This is a genomic window from Candidatus Pelagibacter sp. PS_16, assembly GCF_059417965.1.
In genome coordinates, this window is the sequence record NZ_CM182074.1 from 420,580 (window position 1) to 440,751 (window position 20,172).

Genomic DNA, 20,172 nt, shown 5'->3' on the forward strand with positions numbered 1-20,172 from the left:
TAACAACTAATAATTTTTTATGGATGTATTTTTACCAATAGCTCAAGTATTTGTTAACCCGATTGAAATACTTTTATTGAGTGCAATCGTTGGAGTACTTTCTGGTTTATTTGGTGTTGGTGGTGGTTTTTTAATGACACCATTCTTAATTTTTTTAGGCGTGCCACCTGCATATGCAGTCGCAAATGAAGCTAACAATATTCTTGCAACATCAGTATCAGGATCAACAACTCATTATTTAAAAAATACTTTAGATTACAAAATGGGTCTTATGATTGTAATTGGTGGATCAATTGGAACAGCTTTAGGTATTTATACTTTTACATATTTTAAAGGTATTGGAAAAATTGATACGGTTATTTCTTTAGCCTACATGTATATACTTGCAATTATTGGTACATTAATGTTGGTTGAAAGTCTTAGAGAAATAGACAGAGCAAAAAGAAATCTTGTAGTTAAAAAAAAATTACACGTTCATTATTGGATACATGGTCTTCCATTAAGAATGAGGTTTCCAAAATCAAAATTATACGAAAGTATTTTTACTCCAATTATAATTGGTTTAGTTGTAGGATTTATTGCCGCTATAATGGGTATAGGTGGTGCTTTTATATTAGTACCCGCAATGATTTATATAATTAAAATGCCAACAAAATTAGTTCCAGGAACTTCTTTGTTTGTTACAATTTTTGTCAGTGTCATAGTTACTTTTTTGCATTCAATTAATTTTGGTTCTATAGATTTAATGTTGGTATTTATGTTAGTTATTGGATCAATTGTAGGGGTTCAAGCGGGGCAGAAACTTGGTGAAAAAATTGATAGTTCTGGTTTAAAAGCATTACTGGCAATTTTATTATTGATAGTTGGAATAGCTATTGCCTATGAAACTTTTTTTGCAGAACAAACTGAAAAAGAAATAATACAAGTTTTAAATGCAGATTTGAATTTTTTCTCATTATTTATTTTAGAATTTTCAGAAGACATGCCATTCTTTTACGGATTATTTTCAATTATGTTTGCAATTCTATTGGGTGTAGGTGCTGCTCTTATTAGACGTATTTTCTCTAATTTCAAAAAAAAGATGTTACTGAAGAAGTCTTAGTTTAAAAAGTTAATATATAATTCTATACTCAAAATACTTACCAAACCTACTGTCGCCATCCCTATAAATCCGACTAAAAAAGGTTTGTAACCCATGCTTTTAAGATCTCTCAGATTTGTAGATAAACCAATAGCAGCCATTGCCATTGTTAAAAATACTTTTGAAGATGATTTGATAATGTCAACTGTCTCTAGCCATAAATTATTATATGAGTTTAAAAAAAATTGATCCCCAATATTTCTTAAAATTATCATAGCTACAAAACCTATTACAAAATAAGGGAAAATAGCCAATATCGAGTAATTTTTTTTAACAACATTGTTTCTATTATAAAGAAATGCAAATAATGGAATCATTATTACCAAAAAAGTATTTCTTATTAATTTTGTGACTGTTGCAATATTCAATGTTTCTGGGCTGTTAAACTGTTGATCGTAAATAAGTCCAGCTGCAGCAACTTGTGATGTTTCATGAATTGATGTACCTAAAAATAAACCAACAAACATTGGTTCAGCATCAAAGTAATAATTAGCAAAATAAGGATATATAAGCATCGATAAAATTCCAAACAAAGTGATGTTAGTAATTGCATATGATACTTCATTTTTTTTTGCACCAATTACTGGAGCAGTTGCCATAATTGCTGTTGTCCCACATACTGTGCTACCAATAGATATTAAGTAAGCCATTCTTGTTGGGATTTTAAGTTTTTTAATTAAGAGTTTAATAACTATTAGTACTGTTACAATACAAATTATAATTAAAGGTATAGCCACTGCTCCAAATTCTAAAAACTCAAAAGGTTTTAATTGAATTCCTAAACAAATTATTCCAAGTTTGAGAATATATGATTGAGTAAAGTCCAAACCCTTTACAAAGTTATCTCTCATTTTGAATATATTTCCAAAAAGCATTCCAAGTAAAATAGCAATCATGGCTGTCGATATTGGACTTTTATCGTAACCTAATAATTCAATACCAATAATATTATTAAATCCTTGAGATAAACTGTAGAGAACAAACGCTAAAACAATACCTGGCAAAATGACCAGATATTTTTTAAATAACATTACTTTATAGATAAATTTTTAAGCACTTCTGTAAAGTTTAGTCATAACAAACTCTTTATGACCTAAAGCTTCAGCACAAGTTAATCTACCGTTAGCAACTCTAATCATTGATTTGATTAATTCGTCACCAGCTTGTGATAAATTCATTTCACGAGATAGAATTTTCGATACATCACAATCAATATGCTCACCCATACCTTTTACAGTTAATGGGTTGGCAGTTAACTTAACAACAGGTTCAATTGGATTACCTACGATATTACCTTGACCTGTTGGGAATAAATGAATGTTAAATCCAGCAGCTGCTTGAAGTGTAATACACTCTGCTGCAGCAGATGAAGTATCCATAAAGTATAATCCTTTTCCTTTAGTAGGCTCTTCAGCTGGTTCTAAAACATCAATAAACTTACAATTTCCAATTTTTTGGAAATTACCAAATGCTTTTTCTTCAATTGTAGTTAATCCACCTGCAATATTTCCCGCAGTTGGTTGACTTTCAGAAAGATCATCTGTTGCTTCTTTTAAAATAAAGTCGTTGTAATCGCCCCAAGTTTTCATGAATTTTTCTGAAGCTTCTGGAGTGGCACCACGTGTAGCACAAACTTTTTCAGCACCAGTTAATTCTGAGGTTTCACCAAAACATAAATGAACTCCTAATGGCTCTAATTTATCCATTAAGTTTCCAACTGTTGGGTTAGCAGCAAGACCTGATGTTGTATCAGATTCACCACATTTAACTGAAATCCATAAATCGCTTAAAGGACATTCTTCTCTTTGTTTTTCAGAAGCCCACATTGCAAATTCTTGTGCTTTTTTAGAAGCCTTCATGATTGTTCCAATATCACCAGTTCTTTCAATGTGAAATCCTTCAACTGGTTTTCCAGTTTTAGCAATTTCATCAACAATTCTTTTTGTCCATTTAGGTTCAATTCCAATAACAATTACAGCAGCAACGTTAGGATTTTTCCCAGTCCCAATCATTGTTCTAAAGTGTAGATCTAAATCAGCACCAAATTGAAGTCTTCCGTAAGAGTGAGGAAGAGCTATTGTACCTTTAATATTATTTGCTACAGCTTCAGCACAAGCATTTGATATATCATCTACAGGTAAGATGATTACGTGATTTCTAGTACCAACTCTGCCATTTTCTCTTTTATAACCTAAAAAACTTTTTGGAATTTCCATATTTTTTACCACTTCTTCGTTTTTACATTGTGAACGTGAACATGTTCACCTTTTTTGATTGATTTAACTACTTTTCCAATATCGTGACCATATTTCAAAATAGTATCACCTTCATTAAGGTCAACCATTGCAATTTTATGTCCTAATTGAATTTCATCTACTGATTGAATTTGAACTGTTTTATCATTCTCCATAATCCAACATGCGCAATCTTGTTTTGGAGTAATTTTATCAATAACAACTACTCCTACGTTGTCTTTCTCGTCGTGTATAATAATATCTGTAGCCATAATTGTGTCGATTTGTTTGTTTGAAATTTTTTAAATCTTATATATTAATCTTTAAAATTAACAAATTATTTATAGATTTTTTAACAACTTAAGCAGGAAGGCCTAATTATTATGACTAAAATGACAACAGAAGAAGCTTTTGTAAAAGTTTTACAAATGCATGGAATTGAACACGCATTCGGAATTATCGGTTCAGCTTTTATGCCTATTTCAGATATCTTTCCTGATGCTGGAATTACCTTTTGGGATGTTGCTCATGAAACAAACGGTGGATTAATTGCTGATGGTTACACAAGATCTACTGGCAAAATGTCAATGGTTATTGCTCAAAACGGTCCTGGAATTACCGGTCTTGTAACACCAATTAAAACTGCATACTGGAACCACACACCATTATTATTAGTAACACCTCAAGCTGCCAATAAAACTATGGGTCAAGGTGGTTTTCAAGAAGTAGAACAAATGAATTTATTTAAAGATATGGTTTGCTATCAAGAAGAAGTTAGAGACCCTTCAAGAATGGCAGAAGTATTAAATAGAGTAATTGAAAAAGCGATCAGAGGATCAGCTCCAGCACAAATAAATGTTCCAAGAGATTATTGGACACAAGTAATTGATATAGATCTTCCTCCAATTGTTAGACTTGAAAGGCAAGCAGGTGGAGTTGATGCAATTAAAAAAGCAGCTGACTTATTATCAAACGCTAAGTTTCCAGTAATACTATCTGGTGCAGGTGTTGTTATTGGTGGGGCAATTGAAGATTGTAAAAAATTAGCTGAGAAATTAGATGCTCCAGTTTGTTCAGGGTATCAACATAATGATAGTTTTCCAGGAAGTCACCCATTAGCAGCTGGACCTTTAGGCTATAATGGATCAAAAGCTGGAATGGAATTAATTAAGAAAGCTGATGTTGTTCTTGCACTTGGTACAAGATTAAATCCTTTCTCAACTTTACCAGGTTATGGAATGGATTACTGGCCTAAAGATGCAAGTATCATTCAAGTTGATATGAATTCAGATAGAATTGGTTTAACTAAAAAAGTCACAGTTGGTATTTGTGGGGATGCAAAATTAGTATCACAACAAATTTTAGCTCAACTTTCTCCAACAGCAGGAGATACAAATAGAGAAGAGAGAAAAAATACAATTCACCAAACTAAATCTGCTTGGTTACAAGAGTTATCAAGTTTAGATCACGAAGATGATGATGAAGGTACAGTTTGGAATGCAGAAGCAAGAAAAAGAGATGCAGATAGAATGTCTCCTAGAGAAGCATGGAGAGCAATTCAAGCAGGTATGCCTGATGATGTAATTATCTCAAGTGATATTGGTAATAACTGTGCAATTGGAAATGCTTATCCAACATTTGAAAAAGGTAGAAAATATTTAGCACCAGGATTATTTGGTCCTTGTGGTTATGGTTTTCCAGCAATTCTTGGAGCAAAAATTGGATGTCCTGATACACCAGTAATTGGTTTTGCAGGTGACGGTGCATTTGGTATTAGCATGAACGAAATGAGCTCATGTGCTAGATCAGAATGGCCAGCAATTTCAATGGTAATCTTTAGAAATTACCAATGGGGTGCTGAAAAAAGAAATACTACTTTATGGTTTGATGATAACTTCGTTGGAACAGAGCTTGATCCAGAATTAAGTTATGCAAAAGTTGCTGATGCTTGTGGATTAAAAGGGGTTACTGTTCGAACCATGGAAGAGACTACTGCTGCTATCAAGCAATCATGTGAAGATCAAAAGAAAGGGATTACAACATTTATTGAAGTAATTCTTAACCAAGAACTGGGAGAGCCTTTCAGAAGAGATGCTATGAAAAGACCAGTTAAAGTTGCAGGGATCAAAAAAGAAGACATGATCAAGCAACCTTCGCTAGTTTCATAAATTGTTTTAATATCAAATAAAATACCATAATATTCTATTATGGTTAGTTATGATGCTATAATAATTGGTGCAGGCTTTTCAGGTATTTATCAATTACATAGCTTAAGAGATAAATTAAAACTTAACACTCTAGTAATTGAGTCAGGTAAGGACTTAGGTGGTACTTGGTATTGGAATAGATATCCAGGGGCCAGATGTGACTCAGAAAGTCATACTTACAACTTTACATTTTCAAAAGAGATATTTGAAAATTGGTCATGGCCAGAAAGATATTCAAAGCAAGACATCATATTAGAATATTTAAATTATGTTGTTGAAAAATTAAGTTTAAAAAAAAATATGCTTTTTGATAATAAAGTTATTAAAGCACATTTCGATGAAAAAAGTAATTTATGGAACATCAAAACCAATAAAGACAAAACTTTTTTATGCAAATATTTAATTAGTGCTGTTGGCTGTTTATCAGCAGCAAACATTCCAAAAATAAATGGTTTAAGAAAATTTAAAGGTAAATGGTACCATACAGGAAAATGGCCTCATACTGGTGTAGATTTTAAAAATAAAAGAGTTGCACAAATTGGTGTTGGGTCTACTGGAATACAGTTGGCACCCGAGATAGCTAAATCAGCAAAGAAGCTTTCAATTTTTCAGAGATCACCAAATTTTAGTATTCCAGCAAGAAATGAAATTGTTAATGATAAATATAAGAAAAAGATAAAAGATAATTATCAAGAAATTAGAGATTTAATTAAGTCAACACCAACTGGTCACGCTTTTCATTTTTCAAGTCAGTCCACTTTTGATGTCAGTAATGAAGATAGAAAAAAAATTTATGAAAACGGGTGGCAAAAGGGTGGGTTGGGTTTTCGCGGTCTTTTTAAAGATATAACAACAAATTTGGATGCTAATAAAACAATTGTTAATTTTATTAAAGAAAAGGTAGAGACAACAATGCTAAATAAACATTATGCTAAAGTTGTGACAGATTTTAAATATCCATTTGCAACTAGAAGACCAACTTTAAATACTGATTATTATGAAACTTTTAATAAAGATAATGTCGAATTAATTGATATCTCGAAAGACTCAATAAAAGAAATTACTGAAACTGGAATCAGCACCATAGAAAATAACTATGAATTTGATATAATTGTATTTGCAACAGGGTATGACGCTATTACAGGTGCACTATTATCAATTGATATGGTGGGTAAAAATAATATCAAACTAAGTGAATTATGGAAAAATGGTCCATTAACTTATTTAGGTCTACAGATACCTGGATTTCCTAATTTTTTTACCATTACCGGACCTGGAAGTCCCTCAGTATTAACAAATGTTCCAATGGCTATAGAGCAACATGTCGAGTTTATAACTGATTGTATTTCACATATGGAAAAAAATAAATATTCAACAATTGAAACTAATAATGATTACTCTTTAAAGTGGAGAGGGGTAATTGATAAAGCTGTAGAAGAAACATTAATACCAGAGTCTAAAAGCTCATGGTTGTATGGTGGTAATATTGAAGGAAAACCCAAAGTTTTTATGCCTTACCCATCTGGACTTCCAAAGTATAAAAAGATTTGTGAAGACATTGTTTTAAAAAACTATGAAGGTTTTAATTTTGATAAGCATTAAAATTATTTAATAATTATGAATAAAATTGATTTAAAAAATAAAATTGCAGTAGTAACTGGAGGAGCTCAAGGTTTTGGATTGGCTATTTCAAAACGCTTTATAGAATCTGGTGCAACTGTTGTAATTTGGGATATAGATTCAATAGCTACTAAAGACGCAATAAAAATTATAAATTCAAAGAAATGTTATGCTTTTCCAATTGATATAACAAATTATAAAAAAGTTAAAGAAGGCATCAAACAAGTTTTAAAGATTTGTAATAAGATAGATATTTTTGTTAACAACGCTGGATACCATGGGATAAATGCAAATACATGGGATTACCCAATTGATGAATGGGAAAAGATTTTAAAAATTAATTTAACAGCAACATACTACTGCTGTAAGGCTGTTGTTCCTCACATGATTAAAAATAATTATGGAAGAATTGTTAACATTTCATCAAATGCTGGAAAAGAAGGAAACCCAACTGCAGCATGTTACAGTTCTGCTAAAGCTGGAACTATCGCTTTAACTAAATCTTTAGGAAAAGAATTAGCTGATAAAAATATTTCTGTTAATTGTGTTACACCTGCAGCTGCAAAAACAAGAATTTTTGATGAAATGGAACCTGAATTTATAGACTATATGCTTTCAAAAATTCCTAGAAAAAGATTTGCTAAAGTTGAAGAGTTAGCCTCTTTAGTTTCCTGGCTTTCTAGTGAAGAAAATTCTTTTGCTACTGGTGCCGTTTATGATCTTACGGGCGGAAGAGCAACATACTAAAAATATGAGGATAGTAAACGACTTAGGCTGTAGCTGGATTAGTGACCTTGATAGAAGATCTAATATAAAAAATTTAGATAAAGATAAATCTTGTGACTGGTTAATAGTAGGTGCTGGTTATACAGGTTTGTCTGCTGCTAGAAAATTATCAGAACTTCATCCAGATCAAAAAATTATTGTTGTAGATGCCCAATTAGCAGGTGAGGGAGCAAGTGGAAGGAACTCTGGTTATTTAGTTGATACTACACTTAATGATGGTTTCACGTCTAACAAAGAACTTTCTAAATATAGAAAGAAAACAGACATTTATAAATTGGGAATTGATGTTGTAAAAAAGTTTATTAAAGAACATCAGGTAGATTGTGATTGGAATGAAAGTGGAAAATATTTTGCCTCATCAAATCAAAAAGATAGAAAGATATTAGAAAATTTTAGTAAAACTTTGTCAAAATTAAACTTCGGACATAATATTTTAGAAAAAGATGATTTAAGTAAAAGATTAGGTACAAATTTTTATAACCTTGCCCTTTATACCAAAGGTGGAGTGTTATTGCATCCGGGAAAATTAGTCAGAGCTATGATTGATACCTTACCTGATAATGTTGAGTTGCTTGAGAATTCTCAGCTAAATGAATGGGCAAAAAATACTGATAGAATTATTTGTAAATTTAATAAGCATCAAATAATTACTAAAAAGATTATTTTTTGTACTAATGGTTTTTTAAAATCACTTGGTGTAAAAAAAAATTATAATTTTCCCTTAACTTTAACTGCAAGCATGACAAGACCATTAACTGATAGAGAATTTAAGTCTATTGGTGAGCCTAGAGAGTGGGGTGTGCTACCTATTAGACCAATGGGCGCAACCATTAGAATGACAAAAGATAAAAGAATTTTAATTAGAAACACTGCTGAAGTTCATAGTCCTTTTAAAATGTCTAAAACAGAGTTGGATGAAAGATCTTTAACTCAAAAACTTGGAATAAAAAAAAGATTTCCAAGTTTAGCAGATAATATTATTGAATCTAGTTGGTCTGGGGTTGTATCTAGAACTAGAAATAGTTCACAAATTTTTGAAAAAGTAGAAGACAATGTTTTTGTGGCAGGCTGCTATAACGGTTCTGGTATTGGAGTTGGAACTTTATTTGGTGAACAGATAGCAATTAAAGCAAGTAATGAAAATAGTGATGAAATTAATATAATAGAATCTAGAACTAAACCTACTTGGCTTCCACCTCAGCCGTTTTTAAATATTGGGGTTAAAACAAGATTGATGTTTGAGAGGTTTAGATCTCGATCTGATGTGTAGTTATTGATTTCTTATAAGTGGATAAACTTTAGGGCTTAAATACTTAAAATTAGTAATCATAATTAAGATTAATGTTGCAAGCCCAATTCCAATAGTTACCTGTAAAAATATTGCTAAATCAAACTTCCAAGTGATTTGAAAAATATTTTCAATGATAAATTGTGAACCTATGACCGCAAAAAAGAGAGCTATTAGAATTATGGATGTGAATATTATAAAAAACTCAATAATTGAAGAAAGTATAACCTCAACTTTGGAAAAACCTAAAATTTTGAATATTAAATTTTGAAATTCTTTAATTTTACCCTGAACTATAATTGCACTTGAAATGACAATTAAACCAATGACTATAGTTATTGCAGAGATAACGGTTACAGCAATAAACACTTTGTTTAAAAGATCTGTTACTTTCTCCAAGTAATCAGTAATTTTTATAATAGAAAGACTAGGCATTTTATCTAGTAAAGCAGTTTCGTTAAAATTCTCTAAACTTTTAAACTTTGAAGTAGCCAAATATTCGTGAGGTATATTTTTTGCAAATTGAGGATTTAATAACATTGCAAAGTTAATAGAAAAATCTCTGTAGTCTACTAATCTAAAATTTACTATTTCACCTTCAATTTCACGTCCATAAATATTAAGAGTAAAAATATCACCAATTTTAATATCAAAATCTTTAGCAATTTTACTATCAAGTGAAATTTGAAGTTTATCAGGTCTATCTAGATCCCACCATTTGCCTTCTACAATTGGGTTATCTTTTAAAACTTTATCAGCCCAAGAAGACCTTCTGTCATTTCTGATCACCCAGTGGCTATCATTACTTGAATCGATATAAGTATTTGGATCTATTCCATTTATTTTTACAATACCTGTTGAAACCATTGGAACAATTTCAAGGTTAGCTTCTTTATCCATGTCAAAAATTAAATCTTCAAATATTTGTCTTTCATCACTTTGAATACCAATGAAAAAATAATCAGGCGCAAGTTCTGGTATAGATTTAGCAATTTCTCTTTTAAAATTTGAACCTACAAAAGCTAAAGTTAATAGTAAAGTGACCCCCAAACCTAAAGACATAATAGTTATAGGGGTAATACTTTTAGTTTGAGTAATATTTTTAACTGATACTTTAATTGAAATATTTGGATGCTCTTTAAGTCCTTTAAACAATTTAATGATTAAGTTTGATAATAAGTAGAAGACTAATAAACAAACAAAGAAAGCTCCAAAATAACCCAAACTATAAACAGGTCGAGCAGAACCGATGGTAAATAAAGAAATTAAAATTGATAATAGTAACAGACTTAAAAGAATTGATTTTTTTGAATAATAAAATTGAAGGTTTTGAAATACATTTCTAAATAAGTTTGATGCCTTAACTTGATCAATTGCATTAATGGTTGGTATAGAAAATATGATTAATACTAATAACCCTACTAAAAAAACTTTGAAATAATTAAGAATAGAAAAACTACCTTCAATATTTAATCCAAGACCAGCTGACAGATAAACATCAACAATAGGGACTAGAAAGAAACTAAAAGAGTAGGCGGCAGTTGATATTATGAATAGTAGAATGAGCAATTGTAAATAGTAGACTATCTTTATATCCTTTGAGAAAAAGCCTAAAGACTTCTTAACTGCAATAGACATATTATTCTGATTAATGAATGAAAGTAGAGTGTTAGCAATTCCAATTCCTGCAATTAACATTGCACTAATTGATACAAGAGATAAGAATTGAGAGAAATTATCAATTATTCTCTTTAAAGGACCGTCAGATTTTTCGTGATATCTAATTCTAACCTTCTTTTCATTTTTGAATAACTGCTCAATTTTTTTAGATAAAGTATTTGGATTATCTCCCTCATTAAATTTTACTTTATACTCATAATTTAAAAAGCTCCCTAGATTATTAAGTTTTAATAATTCTAATGTTTGTTTGCCAGCTAAAGCAAAATCACCAAATACAAAAGCACCCCCAATATCAGGTACTGATTTTACGATACCAATTACAGTAAATAACTGATCTTGAACTTTGATTTTATCATTAATTTTTAAATTGAGATTTTTGAAAATGTTTTCATTAACAAGGATTGTATTCTCTATAGTTTGTAATTTTTCAAATGCACCACTTGGTTCATAACCTACCTTGCCAAATAATGGGTAATTTTGATCTACTGTTTTAATTCTAGAAAATATTGATTTATTTTTAGATTGGTTGGTAGTTGAGATCATGGTGCTAAACTCAACCATTTGTGAAACAGTAGCAAATTCTTTAACTTGGTTAATTAATTCTAAGTTGCCAACATTACGATTATAGTCAATTTCAATATCTCCACCTAAAAGTGCTCTTGAATTATTATTTAATTCTTTATTCAAACTATCTTCAATGGTGAAAATTGAACTTAAAATAAATAGGCTGATAAAAAGTGTTAGAATAATACTAGAAATTTTTTTATAATTTCTACTCAAGTCTCTTAAGGCATATATCAAAGTTAACTTGTACTCTGAAAGCTTAGACAATTTTTCCATCTTTGATTTTAATTTTTCTTTTTGCTTTATTTGCAAGTTTTGGGTCATGGGTGACCATAATTAAAGATGATTTTTCTTCTTTAATATATTTGAATAAAATATCTGCAATCATTTGTGAATTTTCACTATCTAAATTTCCCGTAGGTTCATCTGCCAAAATTAGCTTAGGTTTCATGGCTATAGCTCTAGCAATTGCTACACGTTGTTGTTCACCACCTGAAAGTTGACTAGGTAAATTATTAAATCTATTTTTTAGTCCAAATCGATCCAACAACTCTTTGGCTCGTTCAGTAGGGTTTTTTAAATTATTTAACTCTAAGGTTAGAGCAACATTTTCAACAGCTGTATAATTTGGAATAAGATAGAAAGATTGAAAAACAATACCAATATTTTTTCTTCTAATTTTAGAAACTTCATCTTCACTCATTTTAGATATTTCTTGATCTTCAAAAAATATCTTACCAGAGGTTGCTTTCTCTAGTCCCCCAGCAAGCATGATTAAGCTAGTTTTTCCAGATCCACTTTCACCCACTATTGAAATAGACTCATTTTTTTTAGTTTCTAAATTAATATTCTTTAAAACCTTAATAGTATCATTACCAGTTTGGTATTTAAGATTAACGTTTTTTAGCTTAAGAAGACTATCCATGATTAAAAGATTTATTATTAAAATTATTGCCGTCTGTCTAGTGAGCATAAACGTCAATGCTCTAGAAAACGTTATCTTATTTGGTGATAGCTTAATGGCAGGCTATGGTCTTCCACAGGAAAAACATTTAGCCATTGTCCTTCAAAATAACCTTAATGATAGTGGTTATGATCTTGGAATTATTGATGGAAGTGTATCTGGAAGCACATCTGCTGGAGGATTAAATCGAGTTGAATGGTCTTTATCTCAACCGAATATTGACTTAATGATCTTAGGATTGGGTGCTAATGACATGTTAAGAGGAATAAGCCCAATCGAGACTGAAAAAAATTTAGAAAAAATTATTCAAACAGCAAAATTAAAAAATATAGAAATAATTTTAGCAGGAATGATTGCTCCAACAACTCATGGAATTAGTTATAAAAAAAAATTTGATAATATTTATCCAAGTTTAGCTAAAAAATATAAACTAAATTTAATCCCTTTCCTATTAGAGGGTGTTGCTTTAAAACCTGAACTTAATCAAGATGACGGTATGCACCCAAATGAAAAAGGAACTATAATTATAAGTGATACACTTACAAAAAGTATCATCAATTTTATAAAAAAATAGTATATCGTGATCAAATGTTTTTAAATACCAAACTACAATCCAGAAAAAAACCGATAAAAGTTGCATTCATTGGCTGTGGAAAATTTGTAAGCATGTTTCTTGCTCAATACAATCAATTACAAAAAATTACTATTGATACTATCGTTGATATTAATATTGATAACGCCAAAAAAAACTGTCTTAAGAGCGGTTTAACTACAGAGACAGTTAATAAAATAAATTTTGTAACTACTTTAGATGAGGCAATTGATAGAGATGTTGAAGTTTTTATAGAAGCTACTGGAAATCCAATTATAGGAACAGTTCATGCTGTAAAGATTATTAAAAACAAAAAACACATCATATTAGTAAATGTTGAAGCTGATGTTACTTGTGGGAAATACCTTGCTGATCTTGCAAAAGAAAACAATGTTATTTGTTCAATGGCATATGGTGATCAACCTTCATTAATTATGGAACAGATTGAATGGGCTAAGTTAAACGGTTTTTCTGTAGTTTGTGCAGGAAAAGGAACGAAGTACCACCCAGATTTTGAATATTCAACACCAGACACGGTTTGGGGTCACTACGGTTTAAGTAAAGAACGTGCTGAAATTGAATCTGGTATGAATCCTAAAATGTTTAATAGTTTTTTATGTGGAGATAAATCTGCAATTGAAATGTGTGCAGTCAGTAATGCATCAAATTTAAAATGTCCAAGTAATGGATTAACTTTTCCACCTGTTGGGGTTTATGACATTGCTAAAAAATTAATTCCAAAAGTGGAAGGAGGATTAATTGATTATGAAGGTCAAGTAGAGGTGATATCTAGCATTGATTTAAATCAAAAAGATATTCCAAATGATCTTAGATGGGGTGTTTACATAGTAATTAAAGCTCAAAATCAATATGTCAAAAATTGCTTTAAAGATTATGGAATGGTGACCGATTTGTCTGGCAGTTATTCAGCTATATGGAGGCCATATCATTATATTGGTTTAGAACTTGCTCAATCGATATATGCAATTGCACTTGATCAAAAAGCAACAGGTCAAACTATAAATTATAATGCAGATGTTGCAGCTTATGCTAAAAAAGATTTAAAAATTGGTGAGCGATTAGACGGTGAGGGTGGTTTTTGTGCTAGAGGGAAATTAATTACTTCTAAAAAATCAAAAGATGAAAAAATTTTACCTCTTGGTTTAACTGATGGAGCAATTGTTAAGAAAGATATTAATAAAGATCAATCTATAAGATTAGATGATGTGGAGTTAAGTCTTCCAGAAGATGTTGTTAAAGCTAGACAGTATCAATATGATTTAATTTAAAGAACAACCAAATCCAACTTTTGCTTACCTAATCTCTCATTACCATTCTCGGTTACAAGATAGGTCTCACCTAAATTCATAGCAAGTTTACTATCTGAATCCATTAAGATCATATGCATAAAGAAGACATTACCAGGAGTTATTACATAAGGATTACCTTTGTATAACATTGGCCAGTCCATCCAATTGGGTGAGAAGGTTGTCCCTAATGAATAGCCACAAGCATTCATTCTTGATTTATTGTACCCAAGAGCATCAAAAGTTTTAGCATGTATATCAAATACATCTCCTGCGGTTTTTCCTGGTATTAGAGTTTTTGCACAATTAGTCAAAGCCTCAAGACAAGCCTCATGCATTTTAATATGCTTTGGATCAGCTTTACCAATAGGAATAGTTCTAAACATTGCAGAGTGATAATGTTTATAAGTCCCAGCCCATTCAATAGTTAACTGATCGGTATCTGACAAAATTCTTTTCTCAGATTGATATCTACATAATAATGCATTGTGTCCAGAGCCTATAATATATTCATTTGCTGGATAATCACCGCCACCTTCTAAAACAACTCTTTGCATTTCAGCTAAAATTTTTGCTTCACCAATACCAGCTTTTGCATATTTCCAAACCTCATCAAGTGCTTGATCTGCAAGTTCTGCAGCTTTTTTTACATAAACAATTTCTTCAGTAGATTTAACAACCCTATGTTTGGTGATTAATTCTGATTGATCTTCTACCTCACAATAACCTTCTAGCGATTTATTAAGTCTTAAAGCATTACGACCTGTCATACCGTAAGCTTCGTATTCAACTCCGATTTTTTTATCTTTTAAATTTAATTCGTTTAAAATAATTTTAAGATCATCTGTAGGGTTAGACTGGTCTTTATCTACCCAAATTCTTATATCTTCAATGTTTGATGTATTTTGTGCTTGTCTTAAATCTGGAGCCCTTGTTAAAAGAATAATATCTCCTTTATTGTCCAATATTAATGTTTGAAAGAAAACATAACCAAAGGTATCGTAGCCTGTAAGCCAAAACATAGATTCTTGACGAAACATTAAAAGAGCATCAAGATTATGCTCTTTCATTGATTTTAATGTAGCCAGTTTTCTTTTCTCAAATTCTTGTTTGCTAAAATGAAGTGCCATAATAAAAACTATAACTTTTAAAAATATTAAGCACAAGTAGCCTTAAATTAAGATTTTTTTTAGTAAAACGAACCCAAATTATTGTTAATTATTAAGGTTTTTTAAATGATAATCTAAAATTAATGAATAATAGCTTTAGCTGAACCTAGTTGATCAACTTTTCCAGTATAAAGACCTTTACCTAGGATTGGAACAACACCAACAGTCGATCCTGTAAATACATAAAAATCTTTATCAAGAGTGACTTTATCTTTTTTTAACTCATTCAAAACAAATCTAAGTGAGTTTAATGGGTTTATATAAACGGTATTTGTATTTCCATTAACGCTTTGTCCAATTTTTTTATTAGCAATATTTGTCTTTAAATTTCCAATATTAATTTTTTTATATTTTTTCTTTTGCCCAATTAAAAACTTAACATTAGCACCAAAGTCACTACATAAATCTCCAAAACTAGTAATGCCTTTTTTCTTTTGCCTGTAACCAATAACCTCAATACAAGCTGCCATGTGAGAAATATGTTTTGTTATATTTTTCGTTGTAATTAATCCTTTTGATGAGAAAAAGTTTTTCTTAATTAGGTAACAAACCTCAAGTTCTATCCCTAAAGTTGATTTATTAATTTTTACTTTTTTTCCACTTTTTATAAAATTCTTTTTAAAGATTGCAGCATAGAAAGGTTTTTTTTCTTTAAGTTTTTTCATGACAGGTATACCTGTCCCTGCAGCTTTAAATCCTATTATTGGATCTTTAACTTTACTCTCGCATAATTTTCTTAGTTTTTGAGCTTCACTTAATGTTTTTGTAAATTTTATTGGAAGTGGTGCAATTATTTTATTGTTAATAAATGCATTAACTAATTTATTTGCTGTTTTTTCTAATATGGTTTTTTTCATTATTGAATGTTTAATATAGTTGCAGGATCTAGTCTAGTACCAAACCAATTAAGTCTTACATCAAGATGTGGTCCTGTTGATCTACCAGAGGAACCAACTGTAGCAATGATATCTCCTTTTTTAACATGATCACCTACATTTACAAAAATTTCATCCATATGCATGTAAAGAGTTGAAACACCATGACCATGGTCAAATATTAAAGTTGCTCCAGTATAAAATAAGTCCTTTTCAGCTAGAGTAACAACACCGTTATTCATTGCTTTAACTGGAGTACCTTTTTTTTGAGCAAAATCCAAACCGTAATGAGGCCATTTGGGTATGCCATTTAAAATTCTTTGACTACCATAAACACCAGTAATTATTGCATCATCAACTGGGATAATAAACTTTTCTTTAAAAAACTGTAAGTCACTTTCAATTTCTCTTGCATCAGCTATTAATTTGTTTTCCTTTTTTATTCTTGCATAAAATTCTTCAGGTGGTGTAACTTTTTTTTTAGGTAAGCCTTCAATTTTTTGAATATTATATTTTCTTTTTTTAATTTTTTTTATAATTTTGTTATTATTTTCAGTAATTGTAATGTCAAATTTTCTATCTTTTTCAATTCCAAATGCAAAATAACCATCTTTTGTGACTTTAACTTTTTTTTTATCTACAAAAATTGATGAACCAGGCTCAGTTTTTCCAATAATGTAATGTCCTTGAATGAATTTTCCCTGAAACTCTACTGCAAAAGATTGAGTTGAAAAAAATAACGCTACTAATGAAAGTAATCTATATATTACTTTGCTGTCCATCCACCGTCTACTAGGATTGATGTGGCTGTAATCATCGATGAAGCGGATGAAGCTAAAAAACAAACGCTTGTTGCAACATCACTTTCTGTTGCTAATTTTCCCATAGGAATATTGCCTAAAGCTAGTTTTTTAAATTCTTTGTTTTTAAAAAATCTTTTAACCATCGGTGTTGCTACAAAAGTAGGGGCCACTGTATTTACTCTAATATTGTTTTTTGCAAGCTCAACACCCATACCTTTAGTCAAACCTTCAATACCAAATTTTGTCATATTATAAACATTTCTACCAGACATTCCAACATGACCAAGTTGAGATGACATATTAATAATAGATCCACCTCTTTTTTTATTCTTTAACATTTTTTTAACAACTAATTGAGCAACATTAAAAGCAGCTTTAAGGTTTAAATCTACTAAGTAGTTCATGTTTTCTTGTTTAATTTTTTCAAAAGGTTCTGGAATATTTGTCCCAGCATTATTAACTAAAATATCTATAATCTTAATCTTATCTAGTTTTTCTTTAAGATCTTCATAATTCATTACATCACAATTAACTTTGATAACTTTACCTTTTATCTTTTTTATTTCTTTTTCAAGTTTATCAAGATCTGATTGAGTTCTACTTAAAGCAATGATTGTAGCTCCAGCTTCAGCAAGAGCAATTGAGCAAGCTCTTCCCAATCCTTTACCTGCACCTGTAACTAATGCATATTTGTTTTTAAGATTTATTTTTTGTAAGTACATTTAAATAAATAACTTTAAATCAGTATAAATTAATTCGATAGCAACAACCAGTATAGCAATTAAACCAATCCAGGCTATCCATTTATATTCATTAATCCATCTTGATATTACAGTAGCAGCTGTTGCCATAAGAATTATTGATAAAGCTAAACCAAATATTAATAATACATAGTGATCACCAGCAGCACCAGCTACACCTAAAACATTATCCAAACTCATCGTAAAATCAGCAAGTAAAACTGTCCATATAGCCTTCATAAAGCTTGAATTATCTACTTTAATATCTTCATCACCTGACTGACCTTTGATTACATCTGTATAGAGTTTGTAGACTATATAAAGAAGAAGCAATCCTCCTATTAATCTTAATCCTGTTATTTGTAATAAATAAGCAGTTAACATGGTTAAGATAATTCTTAAAATTACTGCACCACCTATCCCCCAAAAAATTACTTTTTTTCTTTGTTCGGGTGGAAATTTAGAGGCAACCATTCCAATAATAATGGCATTATCACCAGCTAATACTAAATCGATAAATATAATTTGGCCTAAAATTATAAGTTGTTCAGGCCCGAATAATTCTGCAAACATCAGCTGCTTAGTATCATATCAGCACCTTTTTCTGCAATCATTATTGTGGGTGCGTTAGTGTTTCCAGAGGTGATATTGGGCATTATTGATGCATCTATTACTCTTAAATTTTTAATTCCATGAACTTTTAGCTGATCATCAACAACGGCCATATCATCTTGACCCATTTTACATGTTCCAACAGGATGAAAAATAGTTTGAGCATAATCTGCTGCTGCTTTTAAAATATCTTCATCTTCTGTTAAATGAATTCCAGGTCGGTATTCTTCTGGGCTAAATTTTTTAAATGTCTCAGATTCTAAAACAATTTTTCTTGTTAATTTAAGACCAGCTGCTGCAATTTTTCTATCTTCATCTGTCGACAAATAATTCATTTTTATTTTTGCGTAAGTTCGTGAGTCTTTATCTGTTATACTAATATGACCTCTACTAGTTGGTCTAATTTGTGAAACTGTTGGAGTAAAACCATGAAAATCATGGTTTTTGGTAGCTCCCAATGTATCCATACTCATTGGCTGAACATGCCATTGTAAATCAGGCAGCTCTAATGAAGGATCACTTTTTGCAAACATACACATTTGACTTGCACCCATAGTCATGGGCCCACTTCTATTAAAGATATATTCCAATCCAATTAACAAGTTACCAAATAAACTATTAATTTTTTTATTAAGAGATTTTATATTTTGTATTTTATATATTGGTCTAAACATTAAATGGTCTTGTAAATTTTCACCTACACCCTTTAATTCATGCACCATTTCAATTCCTAGTTCCTTTAATTTATCTGAATTTCCAACTCCAGATACTTGTAATAATTGTGGAGAACCTATTGCTCCTGAAGATAAGACAATTTCTTTATTTGCACTTACAGTGAATATTTCATTTTCAATCCAATACTCAACTTCTTTAGCAACTTTGTTTTCAAAATTAATCTTTTTAACATGAGCTTTTGTAACTATTTTTAAATTAGGTCTTTTCTTAGCTGGGTTTAAATAACCAACAGCAGTACTACATCTAAAGCCATCCTTTTCTGTTACTTGAAAATAACCACAGCCATGATTGTCTCCTGTATTAAAATCTTTAGTTTTTGGAATTCCAAATTCCTCAGCCGCTTTTTGAAACTGATTTAATAAAGGCAATTGTATTCGTTGGTCAGAAACAGACAAAGGACCTCCTACACCATGAAATTCACTTTCTCCTCGTTCTTGATTTTCAGCTTTGATGAAATAAGGTAATACATCTTCCCAACTCCAGCCTTTATTTCCTAGCTGCCTCCAAACATCGTAGTCTCTGTGTTGACCCCTAACATAAAGTAGACCATTTATTGATGAGCTACCTCCAAGAGTTTTTCCTCTAGGATACCTTATGGACCTATTGTTCATAGTTTCATCCGGTTCTGTATTATAACACCAATCAACATTGGGGTTATGCATAGTTTTGAAATATCCTACTGGTATATGAATCCATGGGTAATTATCTTTACCACCAGCCTCAATTAAAAGGACTTTGTTTTTTGGATTTTCAGATAATCTATTTGCAAGAACACAACCTGCTGATCCAGCTCCAATAATAATGTAGTCAAAATTATCCATATATATTTTTATAAATTAATTTTTATTAATAATC

General features: G+C 30.6%; 18 protein-coding genes. 7 read left to right on the top strand and 11 right to left on the bottom strand.

From position 1 onward, the window contains the following. Nucleotides 1-19 precede the first annotated feature (19 nt). A complete protein-coding gene (locus AC5SL0_RS02250; RefSeq protein WP_011281987.1) occupies nt 20-1,102 on the top strand; it encodes a sulfite exporter TauE/SafE family protein in 1,083 nt (360 codons plus the stop codon). Here AC5SL0_RS02250 and AC5SL0_RS02255 read toward each other — a convergent pair. Genes AC5SL0_RS02255 through AC5SL0_RS02265 form a run of 3 tightly spaced genes read right to left on the bottom strand, consistent with a single transcriptional unit; the run spans nt 1,099 to nt 3,647 of the window. Continuing rightward, nucleotides 1,099-2,172, bottom strand: coding sequence for a YeiH family protein (locus tag AC5SL0_RS02255; protein WP_494618573.1), 1,074 nt, complete (start codon nt 2,170-2,172; stop codon nt 1,099-1,101). The two genes, AC5SL0_RS02250 and AC5SL0_RS02255, sit on opposite strands and share 4 nt — an antisense overlap. An 18-nt stretch (nt 2,173-2,190) precedes the next feature. Beyond that, nucleotides 2,191-3,357 (bottom strand): UxaA family hydrolase, encoded by a 1,167-nt coding sequence (locus AC5SL0_RS02260; protein ID WP_494618575.1) that lies wholly within the window; start codon nt 3,355-3,357, stop codon nt 2,191-2,193. A gap of 5 nt (nt 3,358-3,362) precedes the next feature. Beyond that, a complete protein-coding gene (locus AC5SL0_RS02265; RefSeq protein ID WP_006997074.1) occupies nt 3,363-3,647 on the bottom strand; it encodes a UxaA family hydrolase in 285 nt (94 codons plus the stop codon). A gap of 111 nt (nt 3,648-3,758) precedes the next feature. Between AC5SL0_RS02265 and xsc the strand changes: the two genes are divergently transcribed. Genes xsc through AC5SL0_RS02285 form a run of 4 tightly spaced genes read left to right on the top strand, consistent with a single transcriptional unit; the run spans nt 3,759 to nt 9,258 of the window. Beyond that, a complete protein-coding gene (gene xsc / locus AC5SL0_RS02270) occupies nt 3,759-5,543 on the top strand; it encodes a sulfoacetaldehyde acetyltransferase (RefSeq protein ID WP_006997073.1) in 1,785 nt (594 codons plus the stop codon). 39 nt (nt 5,544-5,582) lie between these two features. Next, nucleotides 5,583-7,184, top strand: a complete 1,602-nt coding sequence (locus AC5SL0_RS02275; RefSeq protein ID WP_494618576.1) for a flavin-containing monooxygenase — start codon at nt 5,583-5,585, stop codon at nt 7,182-7,184. 15 nt (nt 7,185-7,199) lie between these two features. Beyond that, nucleotides 7,200-7,949, top strand: a complete 750-nt coding sequence (locus AC5SL0_RS02280) for an SDR family NAD(P)-dependent oxidoreductase (protein WP_006997071.1) — start codon at nt 7,200-7,202, stop codon at nt 7,947-7,949. A 4-nt stretch (nt 7,950-7,953) separates the two neighbouring features. Further along, entirely contained in the window at nt 7,954-9,258 is a 1,305-nt protein-coding gene (locus AC5SL0_RS02285; protein WP_011281990.1) for an NAD(P)/FAD-dependent oxidoreductase, read from the top strand. On the opposite strand, the gene AC5SL0_RS02290 is transcribed toward AC5SL0_RS02285, so the two are convergent. After that, complete coding sequence (locus AC5SL0_RS02290) at nt 9,259-11,844, bottom strand: ABC transporter permease (protein ID WP_006997069.1); 2,586 nt, start codon at nt 11,842-11,844, stop codon at nt 9,259-9,261. It lies immediately after the preceding gene. Then, entirely contained in the window at nt 11,780-12,445 is a 666-nt protein-coding gene (locus AC5SL0_RS02295) for an ABC transporter ATP-binding protein (protein WP_011281992.1), read from the bottom strand. Before AC5SL0_RS02295 ends, AC5SL0_RS02290 begins: the two co-directional genes overlap by 65 nt. Between AC5SL0_RS02295 and AC5SL0_RS02300 the strand changes: the two genes are divergently transcribed. Beyond that, nucleotides 12,444-13,058, top strand: coding sequence for an arylesterase (locus AC5SL0_RS02300; RefSeq protein WP_006997067.1), 615 nt, complete (start codon nt 12,444-12,446; stop codon nt 13,056-13,058). The two genes, AC5SL0_RS02295 and AC5SL0_RS02300, sit on opposite strands and share 2 nt — an antisense overlap. 14 nt (nt 13,059-13,072) lie before the next feature. Continuing rightward, nucleotides 13,073-14,365 (top strand): NAD(P)H-dependent oxidoreductase, encoded by a 1,293-nt coding sequence (locus AC5SL0_RS02305; protein ID WP_494618578.1) that lies wholly within the window; start codon nt 13,073-13,075, stop codon nt 14,363-14,365. Here AC5SL0_RS02305 and AC5SL0_RS02310 read toward each other — a convergent pair. The 6 genes from AC5SL0_RS02310 to AC5SL0_RS02335 form a co-directional block, all read right to left on the bottom strand. After that, the gene (locus tag AC5SL0_RS02310; protein ID WP_494618579.1) at nt 14,362-15,513 is read right to left on the bottom strand and encodes a M24 family metallopeptidase; all 1,152 of its coding nucleotides are present in this window, start codon (nt 15,511-15,513) and stop codon (nt 14,362-14,364) included. The two genes, AC5SL0_RS02305 and AC5SL0_RS02310, sit on opposite strands and share 4 nt — an antisense overlap. Nucleotides 15,514-15,632: 119 nt before the next feature. Next, on the bottom strand, nt 15,633-16,409 hold the full coding sequence (locus tag AC5SL0_RS02315; protein WP_006997064.1) for a fumarylacetoacetate hydrolase: 777 nt from the start codon (nt 16,407-16,409) through the stop codon (nt 15,633-15,635). Beyond that, the gene (locus tag AC5SL0_RS02320; RefSeq protein WP_018414037.1) at nt 16,409-17,209 is read right to left on the bottom strand and encodes a M23 family metallopeptidase; all 801 of its coding nucleotides are present in this window, start codon (nt 17,207-17,209) and stop codon (nt 16,409-16,411) included. Before AC5SL0_RS02320 ends, AC5SL0_RS02315 begins: the two co-directional genes overlap by 1 nt. Beyond that, nucleotides 17,194-17,952 (bottom strand): SDR family NAD(P)-dependent oxidoreductase, encoded by a 759-nt coding sequence (locus AC5SL0_RS02325; RefSeq protein WP_006997062.1) that lies wholly within the window; start codon nt 17,950-17,952, stop codon nt 17,194-17,196. Before AC5SL0_RS02325 ends, AC5SL0_RS02320 begins: the two co-directional genes overlap by 16 nt. Then, a complete protein-coding gene (locus AC5SL0_RS02330; protein ID WP_011281998.1) occupies nt 17,953-18,543 on the bottom strand; it encodes a TerC family protein in 591 nt (196 codons plus the stop codon). Then, nucleotides 18,543-20,138, bottom strand: coding sequence for a GMC family oxidoreductase (locus tag AC5SL0_RS02335; RefSeq protein ID WP_006997060.1), 1,596 nt, complete (start codon nt 20,136-20,138; stop codon nt 18,543-18,545). Before AC5SL0_RS02335 ends, AC5SL0_RS02330 begins: the two co-directional genes overlap by 1 nt. Between the last annotated feature and the right edge of the window lie 34 nt (nt 20,139-20,172).